Origin of the sequence: Mycolicibacterium chubuense (assembly GCF_001044255.1) — a bacterium.
Classification (GTDB): Bacteria; Actinomycetota; Actinomycetes; order Mycobacteriales; family Mycobacteriaceae; genus Mycobacterium; species Mycobacterium chubuense.
This window is the reverse complement of sequence record NZ_JYNX01000019.1, coordinates 115,930-142,096: the sequence shown is the minus strand read 5'-3', so window position 1 is coordinate 142,096 and position 26,167 is coordinate 115,930. Positions and strand designations below refer to the sequence as shown.

General features: G+C 64.5%; 12 protein-coding genes. 10 read left to right on the top strand and 2 right to left on the bottom strand.

The genetic code is table 11. The features are described from left to right. Positions 1-222: 222 nt before the first annotated feature. Positions 223-1,245, bottom strand: a complete 1,023-nt coding sequence (locus tag MCHUDSM44219_RS04750) for a zinc-dependent alcohol dehydrogenase (RefSeq protein ID WP_048417065.1) — start codon at positions 1,243-1,245, stop codon at positions 223-225. A 365-nt stretch (positions 1,246-1,610) separates the two neighbouring features. Here MCHUDSM44219_RS04750 and MCHUDSM44219_RS04745 point away from each other — a divergent pair, with 365 nt between their 5' ends. The 5 genes from MCHUDSM44219_RS04745 to MCHUDSM44219_RS04725 all read left to right on the top strand — a co-directional run bounded on the left by MCHUDSM44219_RS04745 (position 1,611) and on the right by MCHUDSM44219_RS04725 (position 5,427). Next, positions 1,611-2,078 (top strand): membrane protein, encoded by a 468-nt coding sequence (locus MCHUDSM44219_RS04745; RefSeq protein WP_048417064.1) that lies wholly within the window; start codon positions 1,611-1,613, stop codon positions 2,076-2,078. An 11-nt stretch (positions 2,079-2,089) separates the two neighbouring features. Next, a complete protein-coding gene (locus tag MCHUDSM44219_RS04740) occupies positions 2,090-2,944 on the top strand; it encodes an SPFH domain-containing protein (RefSeq protein ID WP_048417118.1) in 855 nt (284 codons plus the stop codon). Positions 2,945-2,980: 36 nt separating this feature from the next. After that, a complete protein-coding gene (locus MCHUDSM44219_RS04735) occupies positions 2,981-4,132 on the top strand; it encodes a serine hydrolase domain-containing protein (RefSeq protein ID WP_048417063.1) in 1,152 nt (383 codons plus the stop codon). A gap of 213 nt (positions 4,133-4,345) precedes the next feature. Beyond that, complete coding sequence (locus MCHUDSM44219_RS04730; RefSeq protein ID WP_048417062.1) at positions 4,346-4,717, top strand: hypothetical protein; 372 nt, start codon at positions 4,346-4,348, stop codon at positions 4,715-4,717. Positions 4,718-4,809: 92 nt separating this feature from the next. Then, positions 4,810-5,427 carry an FHA domain-containing protein gene (locus MCHUDSM44219_RS04725; protein ID WP_048417061.1) on the top strand — a complete coding sequence of 206 codons (618 nt, stop codon included), beginning with the start codon at positions 4,810-4,812 and terminating at the stop codon, positions 5,425-5,427. Here the strand turns inward: MCHUDSM44219_RS04725 and MCHUDSM44219_RS04720 are convergent. Then, a complete protein-coding gene (locus MCHUDSM44219_RS04720) occupies positions 5,420-8,350 on the bottom strand; it encodes a Kelch repeat-containing protein (protein WP_048417060.1) in 2,931 nt (976 codons plus the stop codon). The two genes, MCHUDSM44219_RS04725 and MCHUDSM44219_RS04720, sit on opposite strands and share 8 nt — an antisense overlap. A 739-nt stretch (positions 8,351-9,089) precedes the next feature. Between MCHUDSM44219_RS04720 and MCHUDSM44219_RS29735 the strand changes: the two genes are divergently transcribed. From MCHUDSM44219_RS29735 to MCHUDSM44219_RS04700, 5 genes are all read left to right on the top strand, one after another. After that, on the top strand, positions 9,090-12,416 hold the full coding sequence (locus MCHUDSM44219_RS29735) for a hypothetical protein (protein WP_131722283.1): 3,327 nt from the start codon (positions 9,090-9,092) through the stop codon (positions 12,414-12,416). Further along, positions 12,413-17,389, top strand: coding sequence for a DEAD/DEAH box helicase (locus tag MCHUDSM44219_RS04715; protein WP_048417059.1), 4,977 nt, complete (start codon positions 12,413-12,415; stop codon positions 17,387-17,389). The genes MCHUDSM44219_RS29735 and MCHUDSM44219_RS04715 overlap by 4 nt, the downstream gene beginning before the upstream one ends. Positions 17,390-17,962: 573 nt before the next feature. Beyond that, a complete protein-coding gene (locus MCHUDSM44219_RS04710; RefSeq protein ID WP_048417058.1) occupies positions 17,963-20,860 on the top strand; it encodes a helicase-related protein in 2,898 nt (965 codons plus the stop codon). Between the two features lie 3 nt (positions 20,861-20,863). Then, positions 20,864-25,465, top strand: a complete 4,602-nt coding sequence (locus tag MCHUDSM44219_RS04705) for a DNA methyltransferase (RefSeq protein WP_048417057.1) — start codon at positions 20,864-20,866, stop codon at positions 25,463-25,465. Positions 25,466-25,468: 3 nt separating this feature from the next. After that, a complete protein-coding gene (locus MCHUDSM44219_RS04700; RefSeq protein WP_048417056.1) occupies positions 25,469-26,164 on the top strand; it encodes a DUF8548 family protein in 696 nt (231 codons plus the stop codon). Positions 26,165-26,167 lie beyond the last annotated feature (3 nt).

Sequence of the window (26,167 nt, the reverse complement as noted above, 5' to 3'; positions counted from 1 at the left end):
GGCTGATGCGTGCCGCCGGGCGGGCGTGCGGGGACATAGGGGGATACCTTAGCTGTCAATCGCGTCATGCAGGGCTGCTGGTAGTCCTTGTCATCGTCTCGCAACATCCCATCGTTACCGGTGGGTAGCGAAAGATGCTGTGGCGGGCGGTCATACAACGGTATGGTCTCGCCGACGGACCATTCGACGGGCTTACTGACTGAGCCGACGGTCAGGCGAGCCTCAGCGCGTGACGACGAGCTTGAGCGCCGGTTCGAGCCAGTGGTCGGCGGCGTCGTCCCAGTTGACGAGCGTGGTCGGCACCTCGAGCGGATCGATGGTGCCCGCGGCGACGAGCTCGAGGACATCGGGAAGGTAGCGCCGGGAGTCGGCGCGGGAGGTGTGCAGGGTGATGCCGCGGGTGTACATCTCGAGCATCGGCAGCGGCGTCGCGGCGGAGAAGTGGATCGTCACCACGGTGAGGCGCCCGTACGGCTCGGTGGAACGGATCGCGCAGTGCAACCCGTCGACGCTGAGCGAGGCGCCGACCACGATCGGCGCGCGGTCGAGCCGGCGGGGGAACTGCGGACCGACGTCAATGACGTCGGCGCCCAGGTCGGCCGCGGCGGCAAGGCGCTGCGGATCGTTGTCGACGTAGCGGACGGTGCCTGCGCCGAGGGCCCGCGCGCAGAGGATGGTGTAGAGGCTGATCGAGGGGGCGTCACCGCCCACGATGAGGACGTCGGCGCCGGGGCGCGCGCGCAGGCCGTCGACGACGGTGCGGTAGGCGTCGATGACGTTGTCGGGGATGGTGGCGAGCGCGATGGCGCTGATCGACTCCGGCGCGGGAACGAGGAGGTGGTCGGCGTCGGGGACGAGCAGCAGGTCGGCGAGGCCGCCGCCGTGACCACCGCCGGATTCGCCGAACCCGAAGGCGGCGCCGGCGCGTGCGTAGTAGGGGTCGCAGGCTGCGTAGCGGCCGCCGGTGCAGGGGGTGCATCGGCCGCACGAGACCTGGAACGGCACGGCGACACGCTGTCCTTCTTGTATGTGGGTGACGCCGTCGCCGACGGCGACGACCTCGCCGGCGATCTCGTGGCCGACGGGGTAGGGGCCGGGGAAGATACCGAAGCCGGCCATCGCGGGGTCGAGGTCACAGCGGGCGACGGCGAGCGGACGGACGACGGCCTGCCCGGGACCCGGCTCGGGGTCGGGGGCGTCCTGCCATTCGAGCCGTCCCGGCTCGACGAAGACGAGATGGCGCATGGAAACAGCTTGGCAGGTGGATGGTTATTGAGTGCCCACCCGACGTTTGGCGTCTTTGTCGACCGCGGTGGCGATGTCGTGGACGAGCCGAGAATGCCACTGCTTGTGGGCCGCCAAATCTGCTGTGAGCGCATGACAGTCGGGGCACTCCTGATGCGCCTGGGTCTGTTCCATGGCCGGCACCTCCTCAGATGCTGTGCAGCTGTGTCCACGGTGGCACGACGGAGACCCTCCGTCCAGCATGAACGGCAACCTGGTGACTTCCGTCCCTATCACCGAAGAGAACCCGGTGCTCTGATGGATCTGACGGGACGGCGTTGTCCGGACCGGCGGACTGAGCCGTCCGTCGGATGGAGGTCACTGCAATGAACACGTCTCAACAGGTCCACGACAGGACGCGGATGTTCGCCCGTGTGCTCGGACCCTTCCTGGTGATCGTCGACCTCGCGGCCGTGCTGCGAGCGTCGCATATGCCGGCGCTGCTGTCGGACTTCTCGTCGTCCTCGGCGTGGCCGTGGATATCGGGTGCGTTCATCCTGATCGCCGGCCTTGTCGTCGTCGCCCTGCATCAGTACTGGCACGGACCCGCGGCCATCATCGTCTCGGCGCTGGGCTGGCTGATCGTCGTCCGCGCGGTGTTGCTGTTGTTCTTCCCCGATACGTTGATGTCGTTGGCCGACAGCATGATCGGTGCGACGGCGTGGTGGGTGGCGGTGTGCGGCGTGGCCGCGCTGATCGGTGTGTACCTGACGTACGTCGGCTGGGCGCCGGAGCGCCATCGGCCGGCCGCGCACGCGACGGACGCGAGCCGCGACGTGACTCCGGCTGTGTAGCCGGGGGCATGATGATCACCCTCTACGTGGTGGCCGGCGCGGTCACCCTGACACTGCTCTCGATTCTCGGGACCAGCGTGCGCGTGATCCAGCAGTTCGAGCGCGGTGTGGTGTTCCGGTTCGGCAAGGTGCAATCCCGGGTGCGCGAGCCCGGGCTGAGACTGCTGATCCCGGTCGCCGATCATCTGCAGAAGGTGAACATGCAGATCATCACGATGCCGGTGCCGGCCCAGGACGGCATCACCTGCGACAACGTGACCGTCCGGGTGGATGCGGTGATCTACTTCAAGGTGGCCGATCCGGTGCGGGCGGCCGTCGACGTCCAGGACTACATGTCGGCGATAGGGCAGGTCGCGCAGACATCGCTGCGGTCCATCATCGGCAAGAGCAACCTCGACGATCTGCTGTCCAACCGGGAGCACCTCAACGAGGGCCTGGAGTTGATGATCGACAGCCCGGCGCTCGGTTGGGGCATCCACATCGACCGCGTCGAGATCAAGGACGTGATCCTGCCCGACTCGATGAAGCGATCGATCGCCCGGCAAGCCGAGGCGGAGCGGGAGCGGCGGGCCCGGGTCATCACCGCCGACGGCGAATTGCAGGCCTCGCAGAAGCTCGCCGCGGCCGCCGCGGTGATGTCCGAGCAGCCCTCGGCGCTGCAACTGCGGCTGCTGCAGACGGTGGTCGAGGTGGCCGCGGAGAAGAACTCGACACTGGTGCTGCCCTTCCCCGTCGAACTGCTGCGCTTCCTCGAACGGTCAACACCGCAGGAGCACGCCGACGATGTTCAGGCTGCGCTGACGGTGTCGCTGTCGGACATCTCGGCTGCGCTGACGCAGCCTCAACGGGAAGCCACAGTGCGATGATGGCGCACGTATCCAGTGACAGCTGAGGAGCGTGGGATGGGTTTCGAGCGGATCGACGATCTTCTGAACGGTGTGACCGCCGACGGGGCGCTGCATGGTGTCGCCGCGACGGTGGTCGGCCGTGACGGCGTCCTCTATGAGCATGCCGCCGGAGATGCGAAGCCGGACAGCATGTTCCGCAACGCGTCGATGACCAAGGCCGTCGCCACCACCGCAGCGCTGCAGCTCGTCGAGCAGGGGCGCGTCGACTTGGACGCGACCGTGGCGTCGATCGTGCCCGAGTTCGGCGAACTCCAGGTGCTCGACCACGTCGACGGCCTTGAGCCGGTCCTGCGGGCGCCCACCACGCAGGCGACTGTCCGGCAACTGATGAACCACACGGCCGGCTGCGGCTATCACTTCCTCAACCACAAGCTCTTCGCCTACTGCAACGAGCACAACTTTCCCAACCCGCTCGAGGGCATCAAGCAGAGCCTCAGCGCCCCGTTGGTCCACGATCCCGGCACGGTGTGGGAGTACGGCGTCAGCACCGACTGGCTGGGCATGCTCGTCGAGGCCGTCAGCGGCCAGACGCTGGCCGACTACCTCGCCGAGCACGTCTACGGTCCGCTCGGTATGAAGGACTCGACGTTCGACCCGAGCGACGAGCAGCGCGCGCGGTTGCTGCCCATCCGTTTCCGGGCGCCGGACGGTGGCCTGCTGGCAACCGATCTCGACCTGCCGGCCGAGCCGGAGTGGGACGCCGCGGGGCACGGGTCCTACGGGACGGTCGCCGACTACGGGCGTTTCGTGCGTGCCTGGCTCACCGGCGGTGAGCTCGACGGCGCGCGCATCTTGAAGGAGGAGACGGTCGACCTGGCGCTGCGGGATCACCTCGACGGGGCGCCACTGCCGAAGGAGATGGAGCCGACCATCCCCGAGCTGACCAAGCCGGTCCAGTTGCTCGATGTCCCCCAGGGCTGGGGCCTCGGGTTCCACCTGTACTTGATCGACCTGCCCGGCATGCGCAGCGCCGGGTCGGCCGACTGGTCGGGGCTGTTCAACAGCTTCTTCTGGATCGACCGCAAGGCGGGGATCGGCGCGGTGATCGCGACGCAGCTGCTGCCGTTCTTCGACGACAAGGTGGTCGAGACGATCCTCGGCTTCGAAGCCGCGGTCTACGCGGAACTCGGCTCAGCGGTTTCCTGAGCCAGACGTTCAGACTGCGCTGACGGCGCACATTTCGCCGATTTCGCCGCCGTGAGCGCACCCTCAACGGTCGACTGCCTTACCTCAGGGGAAGGAAACTCTTCCTTCCCCGGCACTGGACTCTGGCTTGCCGGCGATTACGGCGTAGGCCTCTGAGCAGCAGTATTCCTCTCAACAGCAGAACAACCCAGCTCCACCCGAGAGGAAACCATCATGAGCGCATCGACCACCCGCAGGGGCCTCAAGTACGCCGCCACCATCCTCGGCGCCTTCGCCGTCCTCGCGGTCGCTCCGGCCACCGCCTTCGCCACCGACAACGAGCCCACCCCCGGTGGCGGCTGCACCTACACCGACGCGGACGGCTACCCGATCCCGATCGACGACGGCCAGGACGTCTTCGTCGACGGGAAGATCGTCAGCTGCCGCGGCGGCACGATCGTCGTCACGACGGCGCCCAGCCGCGGCAGCGTCTTCCAACCGACGGGGCCCAAGAACGGTGGCGTCTTCCAGCCGACGGAGTCCGGTGGCGGCAGCGTCTTCCGGCCGCCGGTGATCAACCGCGCGCCCGTCCTCGCTCAGCCCTGATCCCCTCCCCGGCTCGGCCCGTCGCCACCACGGTGACGGGCCGAGTCGCGTTCGCCGTCCATGAACCGTCTCGCTACGCCAGAATCGATGCCATGTCTTCCCACCTGGAAGTCTTCACGCCGTCCGGCCGGGAGCTCGTGCCCCTGGCCGGCCAACGCGTGACCCTCGGCAAGGCCTCGGGCAACGACATCGCTCTCGAGCACGACGCCACGGTGTCGCGGCTGCACGCCGTGTTCGAAAACCTCGGGGCCGCATGGTCGATCCGTGACATGGGCAGCCGCAACGGCACCTACCTCAACGGAGAGAAGCTCACCGCGGAACGCGTCCTGCACTCCGGCGACGAGGTGCGGGTCGGCAAGTCTCGATTGATCTTCTGGATGGTGCGCGAGTCCGCCGCCGGCGGCCGCGACGAGGCGACCGTCTCCGCCGCGCCCGTCGAGGGGCCGCCGCGGCTGACCCGGCGGGAGTACGACGTGCTCGTGGTGTTGTGCCGCCCGCTGGTCTCCGACGACCCGTTCCCCGAGCCCGCGTCGGTCCGGGCGATGGCCGGCGAGCTCTATGTCACCGAGGCCGCCGTCAAACAGCACCTGCAGAACCTCTACGACAAGTTCGCCATTCCCAGCGAGGGCGACCGGCGGGTGCGGCTGGCCAACGAGGCGCTGCGCCGGGGTGCGGTGACGCTCGCGCAGCTGCGCGACAGCACTACGTGAAGTCCAGCGCCTCGACGGTCGCCACCGGCCCTTCGTGGGTCGGCCGATCGGCGCCGCCGATGCTGTAAACGGTGTTGCCGACCGCCGCGACCGCTTCGCCGTGCACGGGGGTGTTGATGGGCGCCTGGGTGCTCCACTTGCGGTTGGCGATGTCGTAGATCTCGACGGTGGGCAGCACCCGAGTCGGCTCCTCGCCGCCGACCACCACGATGCGGCCGTCGATGAACGCGGCGCCGAAGCTGCCGCGCGGGGTTGGCATGTCCGGCAGCTTCTCCCAGTTCCCGGACGCCGGATCGAACCGCTCGAAGGCCCCGGAGTTCTCGTCGGCGCTGAGGAAGCGCCCACCGACGGTGTACACGTAGACGCCGTCCGATACTGCCGCCAGATGCTCACGGGGCGTGGGCATGTCGGCCGCCTGTGTCCACGATGTGCCGTTGAAGACCTCGGTCTGCGGCACGATCTGCTTGTCGTTCTGGCCGCCGACGACGACGAGCTTGTCGTCGACCACCGCCGCCGCGGACGCCGCCCGCGCGTGCTGCAGGCTCGGCAGCTCGACCCAGGTGTTGTCGCGGAACGCGAACACCTTGTCCGACGCCTGCGTGATCGTGTCGGTGGCGCCGCCGATGACCACGACCTCGCCGCGGTAGGTCGCCGCCGCCGCGTGGTTCAGCGGGATCGGCAGCGACTGCTGCGGCTGCCACTGTTGGGTCGCGGGGTCGTATGTCTCGACGGTCTGCAAGGTCTCGCCGTCGCGGATTCCGCCGATGAGCCAGATCTTGTCGTTCAGCACGGTCCACGCCGTCATCAAGCGCGGCGTCGGCGCGTCCGGCAGTGACCGCCACTGTGCCGCGGGTTGCGGCGTGCGTGGCGCGAGTTTCAGTGCTTCGGCCGACGATGTGGCCTGGCCGTCGCCCGGGCCGGTCGACCCGCCGATCGCGTACACCGTTTTGCCGACGGCCGCCACGGCCGCGCCGTGCCGCGCGGTGCCGAGGTCCGGCAGGTCGGACCACGTGGCCGTCGTCAGGTCGAGCGCGGACACCGTCTTGAGGGGCCGCCCCGCGGCAGTGCCGCCGACCGCCACCAGCCGGGCGTCGGTGACCGCGACCCCGAAGTCGCTGCGCGGCTGGGGAAGTGGGGGCATGGCCGTCCAGGTGTTCGCGGCCGGGTCGTACGCCTCGACGGTCGCCAGGTCCGCGCCGCTTGTGCCGCCAACCGCGTAGACGAGCTTGCCGTCCGATGCCGCAGCCAGCAGCTGCCGCGGCGTCGGCATCGGTGCGCCGAGCGTCCACGCGGTGCCGTCGAACACCTCGGTGGTGTCGAGCACTTTGCCGTCGGCGTCCACTCCGCCGGCGACGACGATGCGGTCGCCCACCACGGCGGCGGCCCCCGCGGCGCGCGGCTGCAGCAGCGGCGGCAACTGCACCCAGCGACTGTTGACCACGCGCCACACCTGGTCGGTGGCGACTTTGGTGTTGGCGCCCTCGGTGCGCCAGCCGCCGAGCACGACGGGGGTGTCCTGCCACGTCACCGACATCGCCCGCTGCACCGGCACCGGCAGGGCTTCGCCGCCCTTCCAGCTGTCGATCGCCGGGTCGTACCCCTCGTGGGCGCCGCTGACCCGGTTGTCGGCGCCCATGCCGCCGAAGATCCAGATGGTGCCGTCGGACTGCGTGGCCGCCGCCGCATCGAGGGCCTTGCGGGCGTCGGCGATCGGCCGCCACCCGGGTTGCGCTTCGGCGGTCGGCCGCGCTGAGGAGGTGGCGGTCGCGTCGCTGGTGGTGTCGCGGTTCGTCGCGACGATGACGACGGCGCCGATGACCAGCAGCACCACGGCCGCCGCGGCGGCGAGCGCGATCAGAGTCTTCTTGCGGTTCTTCGGTGCGGCGGGCATCGGGGGAGGGGGGACCGACGGCGGGTTCGACGGGCTGCGGGCGACCATGTCGGGCGACGGGGGTGGCGGTGGGGGCGCCGGCGGTAGGGGTGGCGTGACGGTCGGGTGGGAGGGTTCGGAGAACGGAAGTGCCTGTGTGCCTTCCGGTTCCGCGGGGGGAGGGGGCGGCTCACCGATCGCCATCGCGTCGGCGGTCAACCCGTTGTGCCGCTGAGCTTCCTGGAGGGCGCGGCCCATCTGGGCAGCCGAGTCGAACCGCTCGGCCGGGTCGAGCGACATCGCCTTCTCGATCGCCGAGCACACGTCGGACGGGATGCCGTGGTCGCGCAGGTCCGGGACCGGCTGGGAGGTGATCCGGAGGTAGTGGGCGATCAGCTCCTCGTCGGTGTTGCGATCGTGGGCGGCCTGGCCGGCGATCAGCGCGTAGAGCGTGGCGCCGAGGGAGTAGACGTCGGCCTCGACGGTCGGCGGCTTGCCGGTGAGCACCTCCGGTGCGGTGTAGGACAGCGTGCCGGTGAAGAACCCGGTCACCGTCTTGTAGCCGCCGACGATGCGAGCGGTGCCGAAGTCGCTGAGCTGCGGGTCGCCGTAGTCGTTGACGAGGACGTTGGCGGGTTTGATGTCGCGATGCAAAGTGCCTGTGCGGTGCGCGGTTTCGAGCGCGCCGCACAGTTTCACGCCGATGCGCAGGGCGTCGGGCCACGGGATGCGGCCCTGCCGCCGCACCTGGTCGGCGAGCGAACCTCGTGAGTGGAAGGGCATGACGATGAAGGGCCGATCCCGTTCGGTCATTCCGACCTGCAGGATGTTCACGATGTTCGGGTGGCCCGACAGTCCGCCCATCGCGTAGCCCTCGCGCAGGAAACGTTCCTGGTCGTCCTGGTCCAGGTTGGACGCGAGGACTTTGATCGCGACGGTGCGCCCGAGCGACTGCTGGTGGCAGCGGTAGACGACGCCGCCACCGCCCCGGCCCACTTCGATGGCGTCGTCGAACCCGGCGGCTGCCAGCTCGTACGCGATCTCGCCCGCCATCGCCCCACGTCCTCCGGTGAAGTGCGAGTAGTGGGTTTACGGTACCCACCTGGGGCTCCGGAAGGGCCCGGAATGCGCTGGTCGACGAACTCACGGTGCGACCGGCGTGCCCACCACGTCGACGACCGATTGCTGCAAGTTAAGGGTGATCCCCGATTCCTAGAAACTGCCTGGACATCCATACTGGGCGGATGTCCTCAAAAGTATCGATGTGAGCCTGTGGATGGCAAACAACTCGGACCTGAAGTCGGCGCTGTGGCTCGGAGTCGAATCGCCAGCGATACAAGGATCAGCACAGTCGGAGCCATGCGCTGAAACACCGCTGAGCTGGTATTTACACTTGATCCGCGGTCGGCGACTGCGGTCGACAGAGAGTTCCAGTATGCAATCGGCGGCGTTATTTGGGTTAGCGAACGTGTGGCCAGCGACTCTGTGTCAAGATGTGCCATGTTGTTGATTGCTCCTCCGCCAGGGTGAGAACGGCGCTTCTGGGTACGCGCTTAGAGGAGGCGTACGGGAGGAATGCGTTGGCTGGTTGCAAGGGTTAGCGGGTTGATCACACCCATATCGAGGCCGTTCGGGACGTTTCGTGATGTTCGAGCCAAAGTGCGCGGACTATTCCGCGTAGTTGTCGGCGCCTTGTGCGAATGTGTGGGGCTCACGGAAAGGCCGAGAGCTTCGGGGGAGGCTGATATGGCACGGTGCTATGCCGGGGCAGCGCTGGTCGAGGGGGCGAGCAATGTCTGAGCCGGCGGCAAAGCGCAAGGTATCGCCGCGCGAGTTCCTCGATATCTGCGAACGCACCTGGCGAAAGCGCATTGACCTAGCTTCGCTCGCCGCTGAGGTGCTTGATGACATCGCGGTCCACCACCGCGAACGTTCGCTCAAAGTACTCGGGCGCCTGTATGCGGACGTTGGGCCGGGAATGGCCGGCGAATTGATGCTGCGTCGATGGCCGTCGGTTCATGTGCTAGCAACTGCCGGCGTTGCTGCTGAGCACTACGAGCGAGCGACGTTCTGGCCGAAGTTGCTCGGTCTGATTGACATCGACCCAGACCCTTCTTTTCAGCCGGCCTGGGGCAAGGCTTTCCTCGACAATCTACGCAGGTTAGGTCTGCCGACCTTTGACAAGAACGAAGATGCCGGGTCCAGGTACGTAGGGAGGATTCTTCTTCACGCGGGAATCCCGACGTATTGCCTCGGTGACTTCTTCAGAATCATCTCCTGGAAGCGCAGCACAACTCCCGGATTGACGCCCGAAGAATTCATCTCTTGGGCTTCGGCCAAGGTGTCTTCAGGTTCGGGATTCAAGAACGTCGACGTTCCTGTTCAAAGGTTCGTTCGCTTCGGCGATGAATTCGCGGTGGACGTTGCGGACCGTACGTTCGACCTGCTTGACGCCGTCACCGCTGGACTATCCGCAGGAGACGTGCTTCTACCGCAGCGGTTTTGGGACGTGGCAGAACAGCTGCACCAGCAGCGAGCAATTGACTATGTGTCTATGCCAGGGCGGGTGCGGCAGGACAATTCCGATCTGAGGCCGCGGTTGGTGCTCGATCCATTCGGGCAGGGTCTGATTCTCAGATTGCCGCCTGTCGGAGACGCGCCGGACGGAAGGGCTGTCTGGATAGTCGTACTCGACGAGGACACCCAGCGTGTTGCGACAGAGTCGCTTTGGCCCGGTTCTACGGAGCCGGCTCCACAAACAGACGTGGCACTCGGCAGGCCGGTGCGTTCGGCATCAGTTGCGCTTGCTCGTAGTGAACACCTGCAGCTCTCCTTGAGTGTTGTGGACGATGAGGATCCTTTGCTTGTCTTCGGCGAAGATTGCGAGCTGATACCGCGCGGCTTGCCTCTCCCGGCAGCCAGGGTTTGGCTGTTGTTCCCCGGCGATCTCGAGTCCCTGCGGATTGCGGGATCGTTTCAAATTGTCGCCGAAAGCCCGCTACCACCGCGGTGGTCGGGATTCTGTTTAGTTCAAGCAGACATGAGTGACGCCGTGTCAGTCTCGTTGGGCGGCAGTACTCGGACAGTCAGGAAGTTTGATGCCGCTCGCATCGACGCAGCAGCTCCTGTACGCGGCGTTCGAACGACCAGCGGCTTACCTGTCCTCGCTGAGTTGCCGCGCATTACGGTGCCGGCCAACATGTCCAAGGCCGAATGGGACGTCACGTTGCACGACACAGCGGGGGAAGTGATTGCGAGGCATCGGGTTGCCTCAGACGAGGGACCCAACCAGCTCTGGGAAAAAGTGCCTCGCCCGCTCGTCGGTGATTACACCATTCGCGTTCGCGGGCCATGGGGGCGTGGGGCGACCAGAAGCTTCACAGTTGTCGAAGGACTGGCAGTTGCTTGCACACCGGGTTGGCGCCGCTTCGTACCGGGCGGCCTACTGCCGTGCGTCGCGAATGTGCGGGTTGCCGACGGCGTTGAGCTGTCGCGCAGCCAGTTGGACTTCGATGCCCGTAAGCGAGAACAAGTAATTCGGGCCGGTGCGCAGTCGCAGTACCGTTCACTTGCCATTGTGCCACCGCACATGACAGTTGCTTATCAAAGTGCACGACTCACGATGAGTCCGTCGGTTCGGCCGCTGTCGCTTGTGCGAGAGGACATGCAGGACACTCCCGGCGAGCTGCTTCTTGATATCGGCGCTAGCGCAGAGCCAGCGTTGCACCTCATCGCGAACAATGTTGTAGTCCAATCGCTCGCAGCGCGCGGAGGTCGAGCCGGCGTATATCGGTTTGACTTCGCAGAGATTGTCGACACGCTGAGGGATTGCCCACAGGTCACGCTCGCGCTCAGCGAGGACGGCGCACTGGTTGTTGCGAACGTGAGGCCGCGGACGCTCTTCACCGGAATCGAGCTCGACGGCGACGAGCTCGTACTTCTGGATTGTGTCGCTGTCGAGGGTCTCAGCGCCTATCTGTTTGCTACTCGCGCTCCATGGCGCGAGCCCGCTTGTGTCCCCGTTGTCGATGGTCGAGTTGCGTTGCCCCCCTGGTTGGTTGACGCGGGCCCGATACGCGTGATGGCGCGTGTTGACGACCCTTGGATACCCCTCCCGACGCCTGATTGGCCACTCGCAGGCAAGTCCAGATTGGTGGAAGCTGAAGGGTGGGTGACCGACGGTGACGTCGAGGAAACCGCCATTTCGATGTTTCTTGCGGGCGATAACTCACAACCTGTCGAGATAGTCGACTTCGTTCGGTTATGGACAGCAAGAGCTTTGTTGCCATCGTTGGGACTTGGGGCGCGGATCGCCGAAGTCTCTGAGGCAATCGATACCGAGGTTTATGCGAACCCGGCGGCAGCACTAGCCGCTCTGTCGAGTTCGGAGGCTCCAAGCGACACAATCCCGACTCTGATGGTTCGCTCAGGCTTAGCCTGGGCAAACTTGGCAGAGGCGCATGAAACCTCTGCGCCGCCATGGACGAAGCGCGGAGCACTTCCCGCCGCATTGCTGTCAGCGGCAGACTCGCTGTGGTCCGACGAAGAGATCGACGCCGCAATCAGTGTTTGTGGCGACGCCGTGAATGGTCTGTTAGACGGTCAGGATCCATATGCGAGTGCTGGCCGCCTGGACGATTCTGCCGAGCTGCTAGACCAGAACCCACTGCTACGCGAGCAATTCATTCACGCAGCGGGCTTGATTCCTCAAGGCCTTCTGTCGGCGGATTCTCGTGTCCTTGCAGCGATGGACTTCGTCGCTAAGCGGCGTGACCCACGGCTTGAATGGCTGATGCGACACGCGCGCAGCGTGTTGACGGAGAGCGAGAGACTCATGCGGATGATTGGGGATCCCAAGACTCAGAAGGCATTTGAGGCCCGCCGCTACCATAGCCGAGATGATGGGTGGCGCGTTGTGCCCGCAATCTCGATGGCTTTCGCCCTAGCCGCACGACACGCTGCACGAGGACATCTAGAAGCCGAGAAGTGGATGCTCAGGGAACAGCGGGCATGGGCAGGTCTTGCCGAGGTCGCACCTCAGCTCGTCACCATCGATTTGATCATCGCTGAGTTGACCGTTGGCACCCGATTGAAGCAAGAGAGTGGTGTATCGCAATGACCACCAGTATTGATGCCGTCGCGACGTCCGATTCGATCAAGGCGACGTATCGCCGTTACCTGTCATCGCTACTCGCAGTTCGTGACCCGAAGATCGACGCAGCACTGCGGCACGCGATCGATAACACCGACATGCTGGACAAAGGGCCGTACCTCGAAGCCACTCCGCCCTATGCGCCGGGATCAGCGCTGACAACACTCATCGATGAGGGAGTCTTGGCGCCGCGATTCGTGGATCTCGCGAGCGACGCCCTACCCCTCGACCGCCCCCTCTACGTCCACCAAGAGCAGGCGATAAGGAAGGTTAACAGCGGCCGGAACATAGTGGTCGCCACGGGAACCGGCTCGGGTAAGACCGAATCCTTCCTCATCCCGATCTTGGATGCGTTGTTGCGTGAGCAGGAGCGCGGAATTCTTGGGCCCGGTGTGCGGGCACTGCTGCTCTATCCCATGAACGCGCTGGCCAACGACCAGATGAAGAGGCTTCGCCAGCTGCTTGCCGAATACCCCGCCATCACATTCGGTCGGTACACCGGCGAAACCGAGACCGATCCGCTGAAGGCGCGAGAATTGTTCGCGGAGCTCAATATCGGTGAGCCGACACTGTCGAACGAGATTCTCAGTCGCCAAGAGATGCGGGAAAGTCCACCGCACATTCTGTTGACGAATTACGCGATGCTCGAATACCTCCTGCTGCGGCCACAGGACATGGACTTGTTTGCGACAGGCGAACAGTCAAAATGGCGATTCATCGTCGTCGACGAAGCCCACGTGTACGACGGCACACAAGGCGCCGAGATTGCGATGCTCTTGCGGCGTGTGCAGGACCGCGTCGCGCCCTCCCACCCGATCCAGTGCATCGCCACTTCGGCGACGGTCGGCGGCGACTCCGACCCGTCCGCCGTCACCCGATTTGCGTCCAGTTTGTTCGGCCAACCCTTCGAATGGTCGCAACACAACCCGGATTACCAGGATGTTGTGATGGCGGAACGTGTCGCCGCACCTTCGGGGCCCTTCTGGGGGCCGCTATCGGCATCGGAATACGAAGCGCTTGCGAATGAACCCGACCCCGGAGCCGCGGTGCTCGAAGCCGCGCAGAAGGCGGGCTGGTCCAAAGCGGCGGAATCCACCGCAGCCACCGCGCTTTCACACGAGAAGTCACTCTCCGTGATGCGCGCAATCTTGGCGAAAGCGCCGCAACCGTTTACCACGGTGGCCAGACGGACTTTTGACGAAGCGGCAGACAGCGCCGCCGGCCTGGCAGCCATGGTGGACTTAGCGAGTTCTCTGCGAGAAGCCGATGGTACGACGCCACTTTCTGCGCGCTATCACCTCTTTCTGCGTGCGACCGAAGGTGCATTCACCTGCCTGTCTCCGCGTGGCCCGCACGTCCACTTGGCCCGACACGAGGTTTGTCCCGACTGCGATGCCCCAGTCTTCGAAATCGGTTCGTGCAAGCGGTGTGGCGCAGTCCATGTCTACGGCACCCCGACGCCTGAGGGCGGCGTAGTCCGGCTGCGGCCCCGCAAAGCTGGCAGCAAGGGCATCTGGCTTGTCCTAGGCGATCATGATGGCCTTGACGATGAGGATGAAGCCGCTGTCGTCGATGACAACAGCGAGGTATCGGGTGACGCGGCGAAGTTGTGTACGGGGTGCGGTGTCCTCGCGCAACCAAATGAGCAATCTTGCTCCGCCTGCGGCGCTTCGGAACTGAGACCAGTTCGCAAGTTGAAGCAGCGGGGCGAGGAGATCGCCGGTTGTCTTGTGTGTGGTGCTCGTGGAGCGGCAACGGTCCGAGTGTTCGAGACGGGATCCGATGCAAGTGGTGCGGTCATTACAACCGCGCTCTACCAGAATCTGCCGATTGCGGACGACCCTCACGGCGCTCTGTCGCCGGGCGAGGGTCGAAAGTTGTTGGCCTTCAGTGACAGTCGACAATCTGCCGCGTACTTTGCCCCTTATCTTGAGGATTCCTACGGCCGGCTGCAGCGCCGCCGGCTTATATCGCAGGGGATGCTGGCGCTGCGCGCGGATGAAGAGGAGGTGGCAATAGAAGACGTCGTGTTTAAGACCCGCGCGAAGGCGGCCGCCATCAAACACTTCCCGGGCCGAATGACGTCGCAACAGCAGACGCGCATCGTTGCTCCGTGGGTCATGGCCGAAGTGCTCGCAACCGACGACCGCCAGTCTTTGGAAGGTCTCGGGCTTATCGGTGTGACCATGTATCGCGATCCTCGGTGGCGCGCCCCGATGCCGCTGCTGCAGCTTGGGCTCGCCGAGGAAGAGGCGTGGGCGTTCCTTCAGGAGCTTGTGCGCACCCTCCGCCAACAGGGTGCGGTGACGATGCCCGAAGATGTGCCTCCCAACGATGAGATCTTTGCGCCTCGGTTAGGGCCTATCCGTGTGCGACGCGAGGGCCCGCAGGCTATTCGAAAGGTGTTGTCCTGGCTACCAGGACGCGGTACGAACCGACGCGTCGACTACACCCGGCGAGTCCTAGCCGCGCTCGACAAGAGTGACGACGCCGAAGCGCTCTTGAGGGGTATCTGGGAATTCATCGTGCGGCCCGAGACGCCCGTGGATTGGCTCGTCAGCTCGACCGAATCCGGGCTGGGTCAGGTGTACCAGCTCGACCACGAGTGCCTGCGGCTCAGATGGGTAAATGCCGCAGCCCCGGCCTTTCAGTGTGGGACCTGCCGGCGGGTGACGTCATTCTCGGTCCGCAACGTCTGCCCGGCCCTCGGGTGCGACGGAGTACTCGACGAGTTCGCACCCCAAGAGGACGGCGACCACGATCACTACCGGACTCTCTATCGCACCATGAATGCGGTTCCCATGGCGGCGAAGGAACACACCGCGCAATGGGTCAACACCGAAGCTGCCGCGATTCAGCACCAGTTCGTACGAGGTGAGATCAACGCGCTCTCATGTTCGACTACCTTCGAACTCGGTGTCGACGTCGGCGAACTGCAAGCTGTCATGTTGCGGAACATGCCGCCAAGTACAGCCAACTACCTCCAAAGAGCCGGACGGGCGGGTCGCCGCTCTGGGGCCGCGGCCCTAGTAGTTACTTATGCGATGCGACGGTCCCACGACCTCACGCGGTTCAGCGAGCCCGAGGTGATGATCGCCGGACACGTTCGAGCACCCTACGTTCCGCTCACGAATCTACGCATCGACCGCCGGCACGCGCAGTCGGTGGCCATGGCCGCGTTCTTCCGCTGGCTTTTCGAAACTGCGCGTCGCATCGACCGGAAGGCTGGTGAGTTTTTCCTGCAACAGAACGGAAACGAACCTTCTGCCAGTCTTGTGAGGGACTTTCTGACCCCGGTTCCGCCGGGGATCACCGAGGCACTAGGTCGGATTCTCCCGCCCGAGGTTGCAGCGGAAATCGATCTGGTCGCGGGCACCTGGGCGAACCTGCTCATCGAGCACATTGAACTTGTGCGCAAGGAATTTGAAGACCAGGTAAACACAATGTACGAGTTGGAACAGCGAGCATCAAGCGAAGGCAAGCACGCGCTGGCCCAGCGCTACCAGCGAGTTGGGAAGACACTGCGGGAGCGTGATCTTCTTGGCTTTTTGGCTAATCACAATGTCCTGCCTAAATACGGGTTCCCGGTCGATACGGTGGAGCTGCGGACCAACTTCGGGACCGGCAAATCCAAGGGCGGCCTGCTCGACCTGAGCCGCGATCTTTCCCAGGCGATCTACGAGTACGCTCCTGACGCTGAAATCGTTGCAGGGGGTCATCTTTGGACATCCCGTGGAATCTACCGGCTTCCGCACAAGGACCTCGTTGAGTACTACTACTACGTGTGTAACAGGTGTGGTGGCTTCCGCTACGGCATCGAGTCTGCAGACGAGAAGTGTCAGTACTGCGGAGAGGTCGCGCAGACCGCGATGCGTCGGTTGACCATTCCCGAGTTTGGTTTTGTGGCGGCCCCTGAGCCGGCCAAACCGGGCCCACGTCCGCCACGCCGAGCGTGGAGCGGAGATGTGCACGTTCTGGCGCAACCCCCTGAGGTGCGCTCGTACATGAAGCCGATGAGCGGGGGATCAGTCCTTGTGAATGCCGGCCCGCGTGGCCAACTCATTGCTCTAGCCGACGGACCGAACAAGATGGGCTACTGGATCTGCGACTGGTGTGGGTACGGGTCGCAGAGGCTGAAAAGCCCTAAGAAGCCGCCGAAGCACAACCATCTCCTGAAGAATCTGCCCTGCACTGGGCCCCAGCGGCTTCTCGATCTTGCTCATTCGTACGAGACTGATCTTCTCTCCGTCGACGTCACCGTTTTCGGGGTGTATCCCACGCACGCGGCGTGGCTCTCGACGATGTATGCGATCGTCGAAGCCGCTTCGGAGACGCTGGAAATCGCCCGCGAAGATATCGGCGGCTCACTTACACCGTCGGGCGCGGACCGCTGGTCGATCACCTTGTTCGATGCCGTGCCGGGAGGTGCCGGACATGTGTTGCAGGTTGAGCAGAACCTGGAGCGAGTCCTGCGAGTCGCACTCCGCCGTGTCAGCGAATGTGAGTGCGGGCCCGAGACGTCGTGCTACGGATGCCTCCGCAGTTATCAGAACCAGCGCGATCACGACTCTCTGTCACGGGGGGCAGCAGAGCAGGTCCTACTGCGACTGGTTGACAACGAAGGCACGATCGACGAAGCCGTCACCGGGCCGGCGATTCCTGGCGCGCTGCCGCCGGAATGGGCGCCGACCTATGCAAGTGCTGTCGGGGCCGAACGGGAGCTGGTGCTCGCGCTCGCGGAAGCAGGTGTTCCCAAGCCCGAGCTCGGTTTCGAAACCCCAGGTGGCATTCCGATCTCGTTCGCGTGGCCGGACCGTTTCCTCGCCTGCGATTTCGGACTCGGTTCTGCCGACCGTGCCGAGCTCGAGTCGGAAGGTTGGACGGTTGTCACGCCTGACGAGCTGTCGGCCGTCTTAGCACCGGCAGCAGGTCAGTCGTGACCTTTGAGCCCACGGGCCGGCGCATAGGCGAGTACCTCCCTCTCAGGCCGATGACGCGACTAAGGCTCGTGGCTAGCGTCAGCATGGGGGTGTTTCCGACGTTCACTAGGCGGGCACGCTGTGCCTAGATACAAATTCCGCTGGTCGAACTTGCCCGAGTCGCTGCTCGATCAGCTCTCCGATCACCTGTTCGTCGACGACGGTGGATTATCGTCAGCAGAAGTGCTCCAAACCGCGTATGGCGCTCGACCCAAAGAGAATTTCGTCGTCGAGGCGTGGGAGCCACTACGAGAACTGTGGCTCGACCGCGACAAGCCTTCGCGAGACTGGGTGGTCGCCACATTGCGTGAGCTACGAGACGACGACGCGCGCACGAGGAGTCATCGGGCGCAGATGGATTACTTGCGCGAACTCCGTAATGCCAAGACGCTGCGCGCGGTAGTTCTCGAAGCATTCATTGCGCTTGGCGAAGCAGAGCCCAGTGCAGCGGAGCCAGAAGTGACGACACCATTGTTCCCGCCAATCGCAGTTGTCCGTAAACCCGTCCCAGCTAAACCACCTCCCGGAGATGACGTGTCCGCCCCCGTTGTAGACAACCCCCATGAACTCAACGTCGCCCCCGGCTCGATCGTCGTCATCCGTGACGAAGAATGGCTGGTCACCTCTGCTGAGCAGGGAGCCGACGGCTGGCTGGTCCGGGTGCGTGGGCTCTCCGAGTTGGTCGCCGAGACCACGGCAGCGTTCTACTCCAGCCTCGACAAGATTGAGGTTCAAGATCCGAGCAAGGCGAAGGTCGTAGCGGACGGTTCGTCGGGCTACCGCGACTCCCGCCTGTGGCTGGAGGCCTTGCTGCGCAAGACCCCGGTCCCGTACGGCGACCAGACCCTGACGGTCTCGACGCACATGCTCGCCGATGCCCTGGCTTATCAACAGGCGGCGGTCACGAAGGCGCTGGACCCGCAGCACATCCGTCCGCGCATCCTGATCGCGGATGCCGTCGGTCTGGGCAAGACGCTGGAGATCGGCATGATCCTGTCTGAGCTGGTGCGCCGGGGCCGCGGTGAACGCATTCTGATCGTCACCCCCAAGCATGTCCTGGAGCAGATGCAGCACGAACTGTGGTGCCGGTTCGCGCTGCCGTTCGTCCGCCTCGACTCGACCGGCATCCAGAAGGTCCGCCAGAAGCTGCCCGCCACCCGCAACCCGTTCACTTATTTCAAGCGGGCCATCATCTCCATCGATACGCTCAAGAGCCCCCGCTACAAAGCCCACCTCGAACGCCAGCAATGGGACGCCGTGGTCATCGACGAATCCCACAACCTCACCAACGCCGGCACCCAGAACAACGAACTGGCCCGCGTACTGGCCCCGAACACCGAGGCGTTGATCCTGGCGTCGGCCACCCCGCACAACGGCAAGGAGGGATCCTTCGCCGAACTGCTGCGGCTGCTGGACCCGACGGTGGTGCACGCCGACGGCAGCTTCACCAAAGAGGACGTCGAGTCACTGCTGATCCGTCGGCACCGGCACAGCCCGGACGTGGCCGCCGAGGTCGGCAGCGACTGGGCCGAACGCGCCGAGCCCGTGCACCTGCTGGTCAAGCCGTCCGCCGCGGAGGACGCGGTCGCCGCCGAGCTGTCGCAGACCTGGCTGCACCCCGCCACCGGCAGCTCGCCCTACTCCGGCGACACCAAGGCGTTGTTCCCGTGGACATTGGCCAAAGCGTTCCTGTCCTCGCCGGCGGCGCTGGCCGAGTCGATCAAACAGCGTCGCGCCAAGCTCGACCAGAACGTGCCGGCGCAGCGGGCCGAGCTCAAGGCCCTCAACACCCTCGACAAGCTCAACTCGGCAGCGTTGGGGGAGCAGGCCGGCAAGTTCGCCGCATTGGTCAAGCGTCTCAAGCAGATCGGGGTCGGCGAGGGATCCGAGACGCGGGCGGTTGTGTTCGCCGAACGCATCGCCACATTGGCCTGGCTGAGGAGAAGCCTGCCCTCGGCGCTCGGTCTAAAGGACGAGAACATCGCCATGCTGCACGGCGGACTCTCCGACGTCGAGCAGCAGGAGATCGTCGACAACTTCAAGCTGGAAACCTCACCTATCCGGGTGCTGGTGACCGGCGACGTCGCCTCCGAAGGGGTGAACCTGCACGCGCAGTGCCACCACCTGATTCACTACGACATCCCGTGGAGTCTCATCCGCATCGAGCAGCGCAACGGCCGCATCGACCGCTACGGGCAGAAGCATCCGCCGGTGATCTCCTCGCTGATCCTCGAACCCTCCGACCCCGAGTTCTCCGGCGACCTGCGGGTGCTGTCGCGGCTGCTGGAGCGGGAGAACCAGGCCCACGAAACGCTCGGTGACGTGACCTCGCTGATGGGCAAGCACAGCGTCACCGAGGAAGAGAACGCGATCCGCGATGTGCTCGCCAAGGGTGCCGACCTCGACGACGCGGTCCGTACCGCCGACGAGGTCGCTGCCGGGGACGACCTGGACGCGTTCTTCGCCGAGTTCGACGCGGCCGAGGCGACCGCGACGCCGCTTCCGGCCTCACCCCGCCAGAGCCTCTATCCCGACGACCTGACCTTCCTCGACGAGGCACTGCACGCCGCATTCCACGACAAACCGCACGCGAAACCGGAGCAGGGCGGCATCGGCTGGACCGTCAGCGCCCCGCACGGCATCGCCGAGCTGTCCCCGCCCCGCGACCTTCGGCAACGTTTGGCGCAGCTGCCGCAGAACTACCTGCATCACGGTCGGGTATTGGAGCGCCTCAAGCTCGCCACCAACCCGACGGTGGGCACCGCCCAACTGCGCATCGCGCGAGAAGGCAAGGGCGTCAACAACACCACCTGGCCGGAGGCTCACTTCCTCGGCCCGCTGCACCCCGTGCTGGACTGGGCCAGCGACCGCGCGTTGACGGCATTGGGCCGCAACCAGGTGTTCGCGATCCGCGGCGACGTCGATGCACCCACCGTCTTGCTCATGGGGACACTGAGCAACAAACGAGGACAACTGATCTCGCGCGTGTTCTCCACCGCCGAGTTCCCGAACCCGGCCAACCCCGGTTTCTGCATGGTGGAGGCTCTCGAGGACATCAGCTTTCTCACCACACAGACCGGGCTCAAACCTGGCGCCTCCAACCCCGGAGCCATCGCGGACCCCGATCGCTACCAGGCGCTGATCCCCGTCGCAGTCGAGCACGCCAGCCGCGAGATGCGTCGGATCCTCGATGTGCAGGAACAGGTGACCACCGAACGCCTGGCGCAGTGGCGTCAGCGGGCCCAGCGTTGGCACGCCGATGCGCAACAACTTGAGCTGGTCGGAGCGCAGCGCTCGAAGGTGGGCAAGCTCGGGCAGCGCATCACCGAGGAACAGCGCCTGGCCGACCTGTTGGCCCCCACCCAGCAGCTGGTTCGCCCGCTGCTGGTCATCGTGCCGACCGCCACCCCCGTTGCCGGAAAGGAACTCTGAGCCATGCCGTCCTACGATTCCATCGTCGTCGGCGAAGACTGGATCAGCGAGCACTACTTCACCACCGACTCGCCTCGGGAGTCCTTCCAGGGCAAGGTGCTCGAGCTGCGCAAGCAGTGGGACGCCGAAGCTGCCGAGGGTCGGGACACGGTGCGACGACGGCTGGTCGGCGCGGCCGGTGACCTGCAGACTGCGTTGTCGACGCTGGCGGAGGATTCGGACGGGGCGCCCGCGGCACATGCCCTGATCCGGACCGTCCTCGGCTTCCCCGAGACGCTGACCGACTACACCGGCGAGCGTGCCGGTACCGAGCTGCGGCTGCCCAACGCCCGGCCGGCCGGTGTGACGAGCACCTTGTTCCTGCAGGCCCGCCCGGTCGAATCGGTCGACGACCTGCTCGCCCCCGACACCGGGTTGCTGCTCGACGCGGGGGAGGAGGACGGCAAGCCCATCGAGTCGGTGCCTAAGGCGGTGTCGGCCGCGTTCCGCTCCGACGAGCCCCCCGCATTCATCGTGGTGCAGGCCGGGCAATGGGTGCTGCTGGCCGAGGCTCAGCGGTGGGCGGAGGGTCGGTATCTGGCCGTCGATCTGTTGGTGGTCACCGAGCGTCGCGACGACAAACGCGGTGGTGAACTCGACCGCGCCGCAGCAATTCTCGGACGTCAGGCCTTGCTGCCCGATGCGGACGGAAACATCTGGTGGACGAGCGTTCTCGAAGATTCGGTGAAACACACCGTCGGGGTGTCCAAGGATCTGCGCGAGGGCATCCGGCTGTCCATCGAGATCATCGCCAACGATGTGGTGCGCCGCCGGGCCGAGCGCGGCCTGCCGCTGGAGGAGATCGACGCCCAACAACTCGCCAAGCACTCGCTGCGCTTTCTATACCGCATCCTGTTCCTGCTCTACGCCGAAGCATCCCCGGAGATGCGTGTGCTGCCGTCCGGTGCCCCGGAATACGGTGAGGGCTACGGCCTGGACCGGTTGCGTGAGCTGACCCTGACCGAATTGGTCTCGCCCACTGCCAGGTCCGGCACGCACCTGTACCAGTCGCTGGCCAAACTGTTCCACCTCGTCGACCGCGGGCATCATCCCCGCACTCCGGTCGCCGGTGACGGAACTGATGATCCGGCAGCCGGTTTGGAGTTCAACGCGCTGCGTGCCGACCTCTTCGCCCCCACTGCCACCGTGCTCATCGACCAGGTCGGGCTCAGCAACGAGGCGACACAACAGGTACTGCAACACCTGCTGCTCTCCAAAGAGTCCAAGGGACGCAGGGGTGCCGACCGCGGGTTCATCTCCTACGCCGAGCTCGGCATCAACCAGCTCGGCGCGGTGTATGAGGGCCTGATGTCCTACACCGGCTTCTTCGCCGACGAAGATCTCTACGAGGTCGCCAAGAACGGCGACCCGGAGAAGGGTTCGTGGGTGGTGCCGGTGACTCGCGCCGATCACCTCTCGGAGTCCGATTTCGTAACGGTGGAGGACGAGTCCACCGGCGAGCGCGTTCCGGTTATCCACCGACAGGGCACCTTCGTGTTCCGGCTCGCCGGTCGGGAACGCCAGCAGTCGGCCTCGTATTACACGCCTGAGGTGTTGACGAAGTTCGTTGTGTCGCAGGCGTTGGAAGAGCTTCTTGATCAGAACGGGCAGCGGACGACGCCGGAGCAGATCCTCCAGCTGACCATCTGCGAGCCCGCGCTCGGGTCGGGGGCGTTCGCGATCGAGGCGGTCCGCCAGTTGGCTGCCGAATACCTCAAGCGTCAGCAGGAAGACCGCGGCGAGGTCATCGACGCCGACCAGTATCAGGTCGAGCTGCAGAAGGTGAAGGCCTACCTTGCGCTGCACCAGGTGTACGGAGTGGACCTGAACGCCACGGCGGTTGAGCTGGCCGAAATCTCGCTGTGGCTGGACACAATGGTCGCCGGCCTGCAGGCACCGTGGTTCGGGCTCCACCTGCGGCGGGGTAATTCGTTGATCGGTGCGCGGCGAGCCGTCTACGCACCGACATCGCTGGCTAAGAAGGCGTGGCTGAAGGAGGTACCCAAGGACGTGCCGCTCGGCGACGAGATCGGTGCGGGCATTCACCACTTCTTGCTGCCGTCCGAGGGCTGGGCCGCGGTCATCGACACTCCCGAGGCTAAAACCTACGCACCCGATAAGCGTGAAGAATTGCGGCAGTGGCGCAACGGTATTCGCTCTAATCCGAGCACGGCGATCAAGAAACGTCTGGCGGCACTTGCGCAGCGCGTAGAGACCCTGTGGGAGTTGACATTACGCCGGTTGACCATCGCTGAGTCGGAGATCCGACGCGACATCGACGTGTGGGGTTTGGAATCCCACGACGGGTCTGGCGCAGCGGTGACCCGCGAAGAGATCGAGGCGGTGCTGCACGATGAGAACGGCGCCTACCGACGGCTGCGCCGGGTGATGGACGCTTGGTGTGCCTTGTGGTCCTGGCCGCTGACCACCGACATCGAGCCACCCGACTGGGACCAATGGATCGGTGGGCTGGAGGCGATCCTGGGTGTGCCACCCAAAGCAGGAAAGTTCGAAAAGCACGGGCAGATCAGCCTCGCCGGCGATCTGAGCTGGCAAGACCTGGATATCGCAGAGGACAACGACCGCACCTTCGGTCAAGCGCTCCCGATCGTCAAGGCGCTCGATGGATTTCCGTGGCTGGGGGTTGCGGCTCGCATCGCCGAGGTGCAGGGCTTCTTCCACTGGGAACTCGACTTTGCGTCGGTGTTCGCGCGGGGCGGCTTTGACTTGCAGGTTGGTAACCCGCCGTGGGTGCGTCCCGACTGGGATGAGGCAGGGGTACTGGCCGAGTTCGACCCGTGGTGGCAGCTAACAGATAAACCTTCAGAAGAGATAAAGCGCATCAAACGTGATGAGACACTGTCTGAGTCACAAGCACTAGACCTTTTCATTAACGAGCGAGCGGCGCAAGCAGGTACAACCGAGCATCTTCGTTCAGGCGTTGAGCGGCCTCTCCTTATAGGACTTCAGCCTGATTTGTACCGTTGCTTCATGGACCGGACGTGGCGGTCGATGTCTCAGACGGGTCGTGTTTGCCTAATCCACCCAGAAAGTCATTTCAGCGAACTTCGTGCCAAGGATTTGCGTCGTGAGACCTATCGGAGACTACGAAGACACTGGCAGTTTAAGAACAACGCATACATTTTTGGAGAAATCAGCGATAAGCGTGACTTCGGCGTACATCTTTACGGGATCCGTCGTGACTACGTGAGCTTCCTCCAGGCAGGTTGGCTCTACCATCCGAATGTTCTCGAACGTTCATTTCAGCACGATGGGTCGGGACCGAGTCCTGGCGTACGTGACCAGGACGATCACTGGGACATGCGACCTCACCGCGAGCGAATCGTAAGCGTGAACGAGACGGTTCTAGCCAACTGGGCTGCACTGCTCGATGAGCCCGGAACGCCGGCGGACGAGGCGCGAATGGTGTATCCGGTGAACCTCGCTAGTGCAGCAGTTCTCGACAAGATTGCTGCGGCACCTCGACTAGGTGAAACGAAGTTCGACTGGACGGCAGGCTGGCACGAGACTGCAGATCGTAAGCTTGGTTATTTTGAATCCGCTTCCGAGGTTCCCGTCCGATGGCGAGACGTGATTCTTCAAGGTCCGCATTTTACGGTCTCGAATCCGATTTTCCAGCAACCCAATCCAAACGCGCGAAGTCGGCAAGACACCGCGATTGTCGACTTGGAAACCATCGATGGCGACTTCATTCCGCGAACCAGTTACAAGATCGCAAAGGAATACCGCGAATTCATCGCCGGCTACCCGCGATGGGGCGGAGAGCCGAGCTGCGCGTTTTTCCGGTTGGTATGGAGACGGATGGCGGACCCCGCGACGGTCCGCACAGTGCATCCTGCGTTAATTCCCCCACAGCCGACCCATATGCACCTGGTGTTGTCCGGACGCCTAGAGACCACTCGTGATGTAGTGCTGGCGTGCGGGCTTTGGTCGTCCATACCTGTGGATTTCTTTGCGAAGGTCGCGGGAGTAGCTGACCTGACACAGAACGTGGTCCGTCGCTTTCCACACATTCGCAACCATGCGCTGGAATCTGAGCTTCTCCTGCGCACCCTTCGTTTGAACTGCCTCGTTCGCCCTTACGGGCCGCTTTGGCAAGAGCTTTATGACAATGCATGGCAACAGGATTCGTGGGTTCCCCATATTGGTGTCGACTACGCTGACCGCGTAGCACTGGGCGAGGCCGGACCGAAATGGGAGTGGGCGACACCGCTTCGCCGTGCCGCCGACCGCCGCCAAGCACTTGTGGAGGTCGACGCGATCGTCGCGATCATGCTCGGCATCACCGCGGAGGAGCTGCTGACCATCTACCGCACTCAGTTCCCGGTGCTGCAGAAGTACGAGCGGGACGCGCTGTACGACGCGAACGGCCGACAACTGCCGGGCAAGCTCGCCTCCGAGTATCGGAAGAAGGGAGCGCTGACGTCCGAAGATTTGATGGTCGACGGTGTTACCTATGTCGAGCCGTTCGTCGGTGTTGACCGTGAACGGGATATGGAGTTAGCACACAAGCACTTCAGCGACATCGCAAGCGCAGGAGCGTGATTGATGCACGGTGTAGACGCAGCCAAGTTCGATGCGCTAGTCAAGGCCATCGTCACACTCGATCCTCAACCACGAGAACGGCGTTGGGTCAGCCTCAGTTTGTGCATCGCAGACGCCGTGTGGAGCATTGGAGCACATTACGACAACGTCGTTGTCCCATTGGTGCGCAGACTCGCCACGAAGTTCGGCGTCGAGCAACCCACGATTCCGATGAGCGAGCCGCTCGGCCCCGATCCACTCCCGCTTGCCGAACTGGCTGACCTGAGCGTCGAGGAGTTGATTTCGCCCACCAACCGGCAGAACACATCGACCCGAGGCGGGATCCGGAAGGCCGATGCCGTGCTTCGGCACATCCACGCGTTTCGATCACATGGTGTGGGGGATCTAGGTGATGCGATTGCACTGTTCGGCGACGACGAGCGGTTCGCCGCCGTGAACGCGGACTTGCGAAAGATCCCCGGCGAGGGAGCCCATGCGGTGCGGCGGGATTACCTGTGGATGCTCATCGGCCAGGACGATCTCATCAAGCCCGACCGAATGGTGCTGCGATGGTTTCGCCTTCACGAAGTGACTGTCGATCCTGTGGGTGCGCGTGACCTCATTGCCGCACTCGTGCCGGCCGTCAGCGCCGGACTGGAGTGCCCCGTGACAGCCTGGGAGATAGACCATGCACTGTGGAACGCCGGGCGAGGGATGTAGCCG

What these genes read in the sequence shown, in the direction of transcription:
- MCHUDSM44219_RS04750 (WP_048417065.1), bottom strand. Translation starts at nt 1,245, where the DNA reads ATGCGCCATCTCGTCTTCGTCGAGCCGGGACGGCTCGAATGGCAGGAC.
- MCHUDSM44219_RS04745 (WP_048417064.1), top strand. Translation starts at nt 1,611, where the DNA reads ATGAACACGTCTCAACAGGTCCACGACAGGACGCGGATGTTCGCCCGT.
- MCHUDSM44219_RS04740 (WP_048417118.1), top strand. Translation starts at nt 2,090, where the DNA reads ATGATCACCCTCTACGTGGTGGCCGGCGCGGTCACCCTGACACTGCTC.
- MCHUDSM44219_RS04735 (WP_048417063.1), top strand. Translation starts at nt 2,981, where the DNA reads ATGGGTTTCGAGCGGATCGACGATCTTCTGAACGGTGTGACCGCCGAC.
- MCHUDSM44219_RS04730 (WP_048417062.1), top strand. Translation starts at nt 4,346, where the DNA reads ATGAGCGCATCGACCACCCGCAGGGGCCTCAAGTACGCCGCCACCATC.
- MCHUDSM44219_RS04725 (WP_048417061.1), top strand. Translation starts at nt 4,810, where the DNA reads ATGTCTTCCCACCTGGAAGTCTTCACGCCGTCCGGCCGGGAGCTCGTG.
- MCHUDSM44219_RS04720 (WP_048417060.1), bottom strand. Translation starts at nt 8,350, where the DNA reads ATGGCGGGCGAGATCGCGTACGAGCTGGCAGCCGCCGGGTTCGACGAC.
- MCHUDSM44219_RS29735 (WP_131722283.1), top strand. Translation starts at nt 9,090, where the DNA reads ATGTCTGAGCCGGCGGCAAAGCGCAAGGTATCGCCGCGCGAGTTCCTC.
- MCHUDSM44219_RS04715 (WP_048417059.1), top strand. Translation starts at nt 12,413, where the DNA reads ATGACCACCAGTATTGATGCCGTCGCGACGTCCGATTCGATCAAGGCG.
- MCHUDSM44219_RS04705 (WP_048417057.1), top strand. Translation starts at nt 20,864, where the DNA reads ATGCCGTCCTACGATTCCATCGTCGTCGGCGAAGACTGGATCAGCGAG.
- MCHUDSM44219_RS04700 (WP_048417056.1), top strand. Translation starts at nt 25,469, where the DNA reads ATGCACGGTGTAGACGCAGCCAAGTTCGATGCGCTAGTCAAGGCCATC.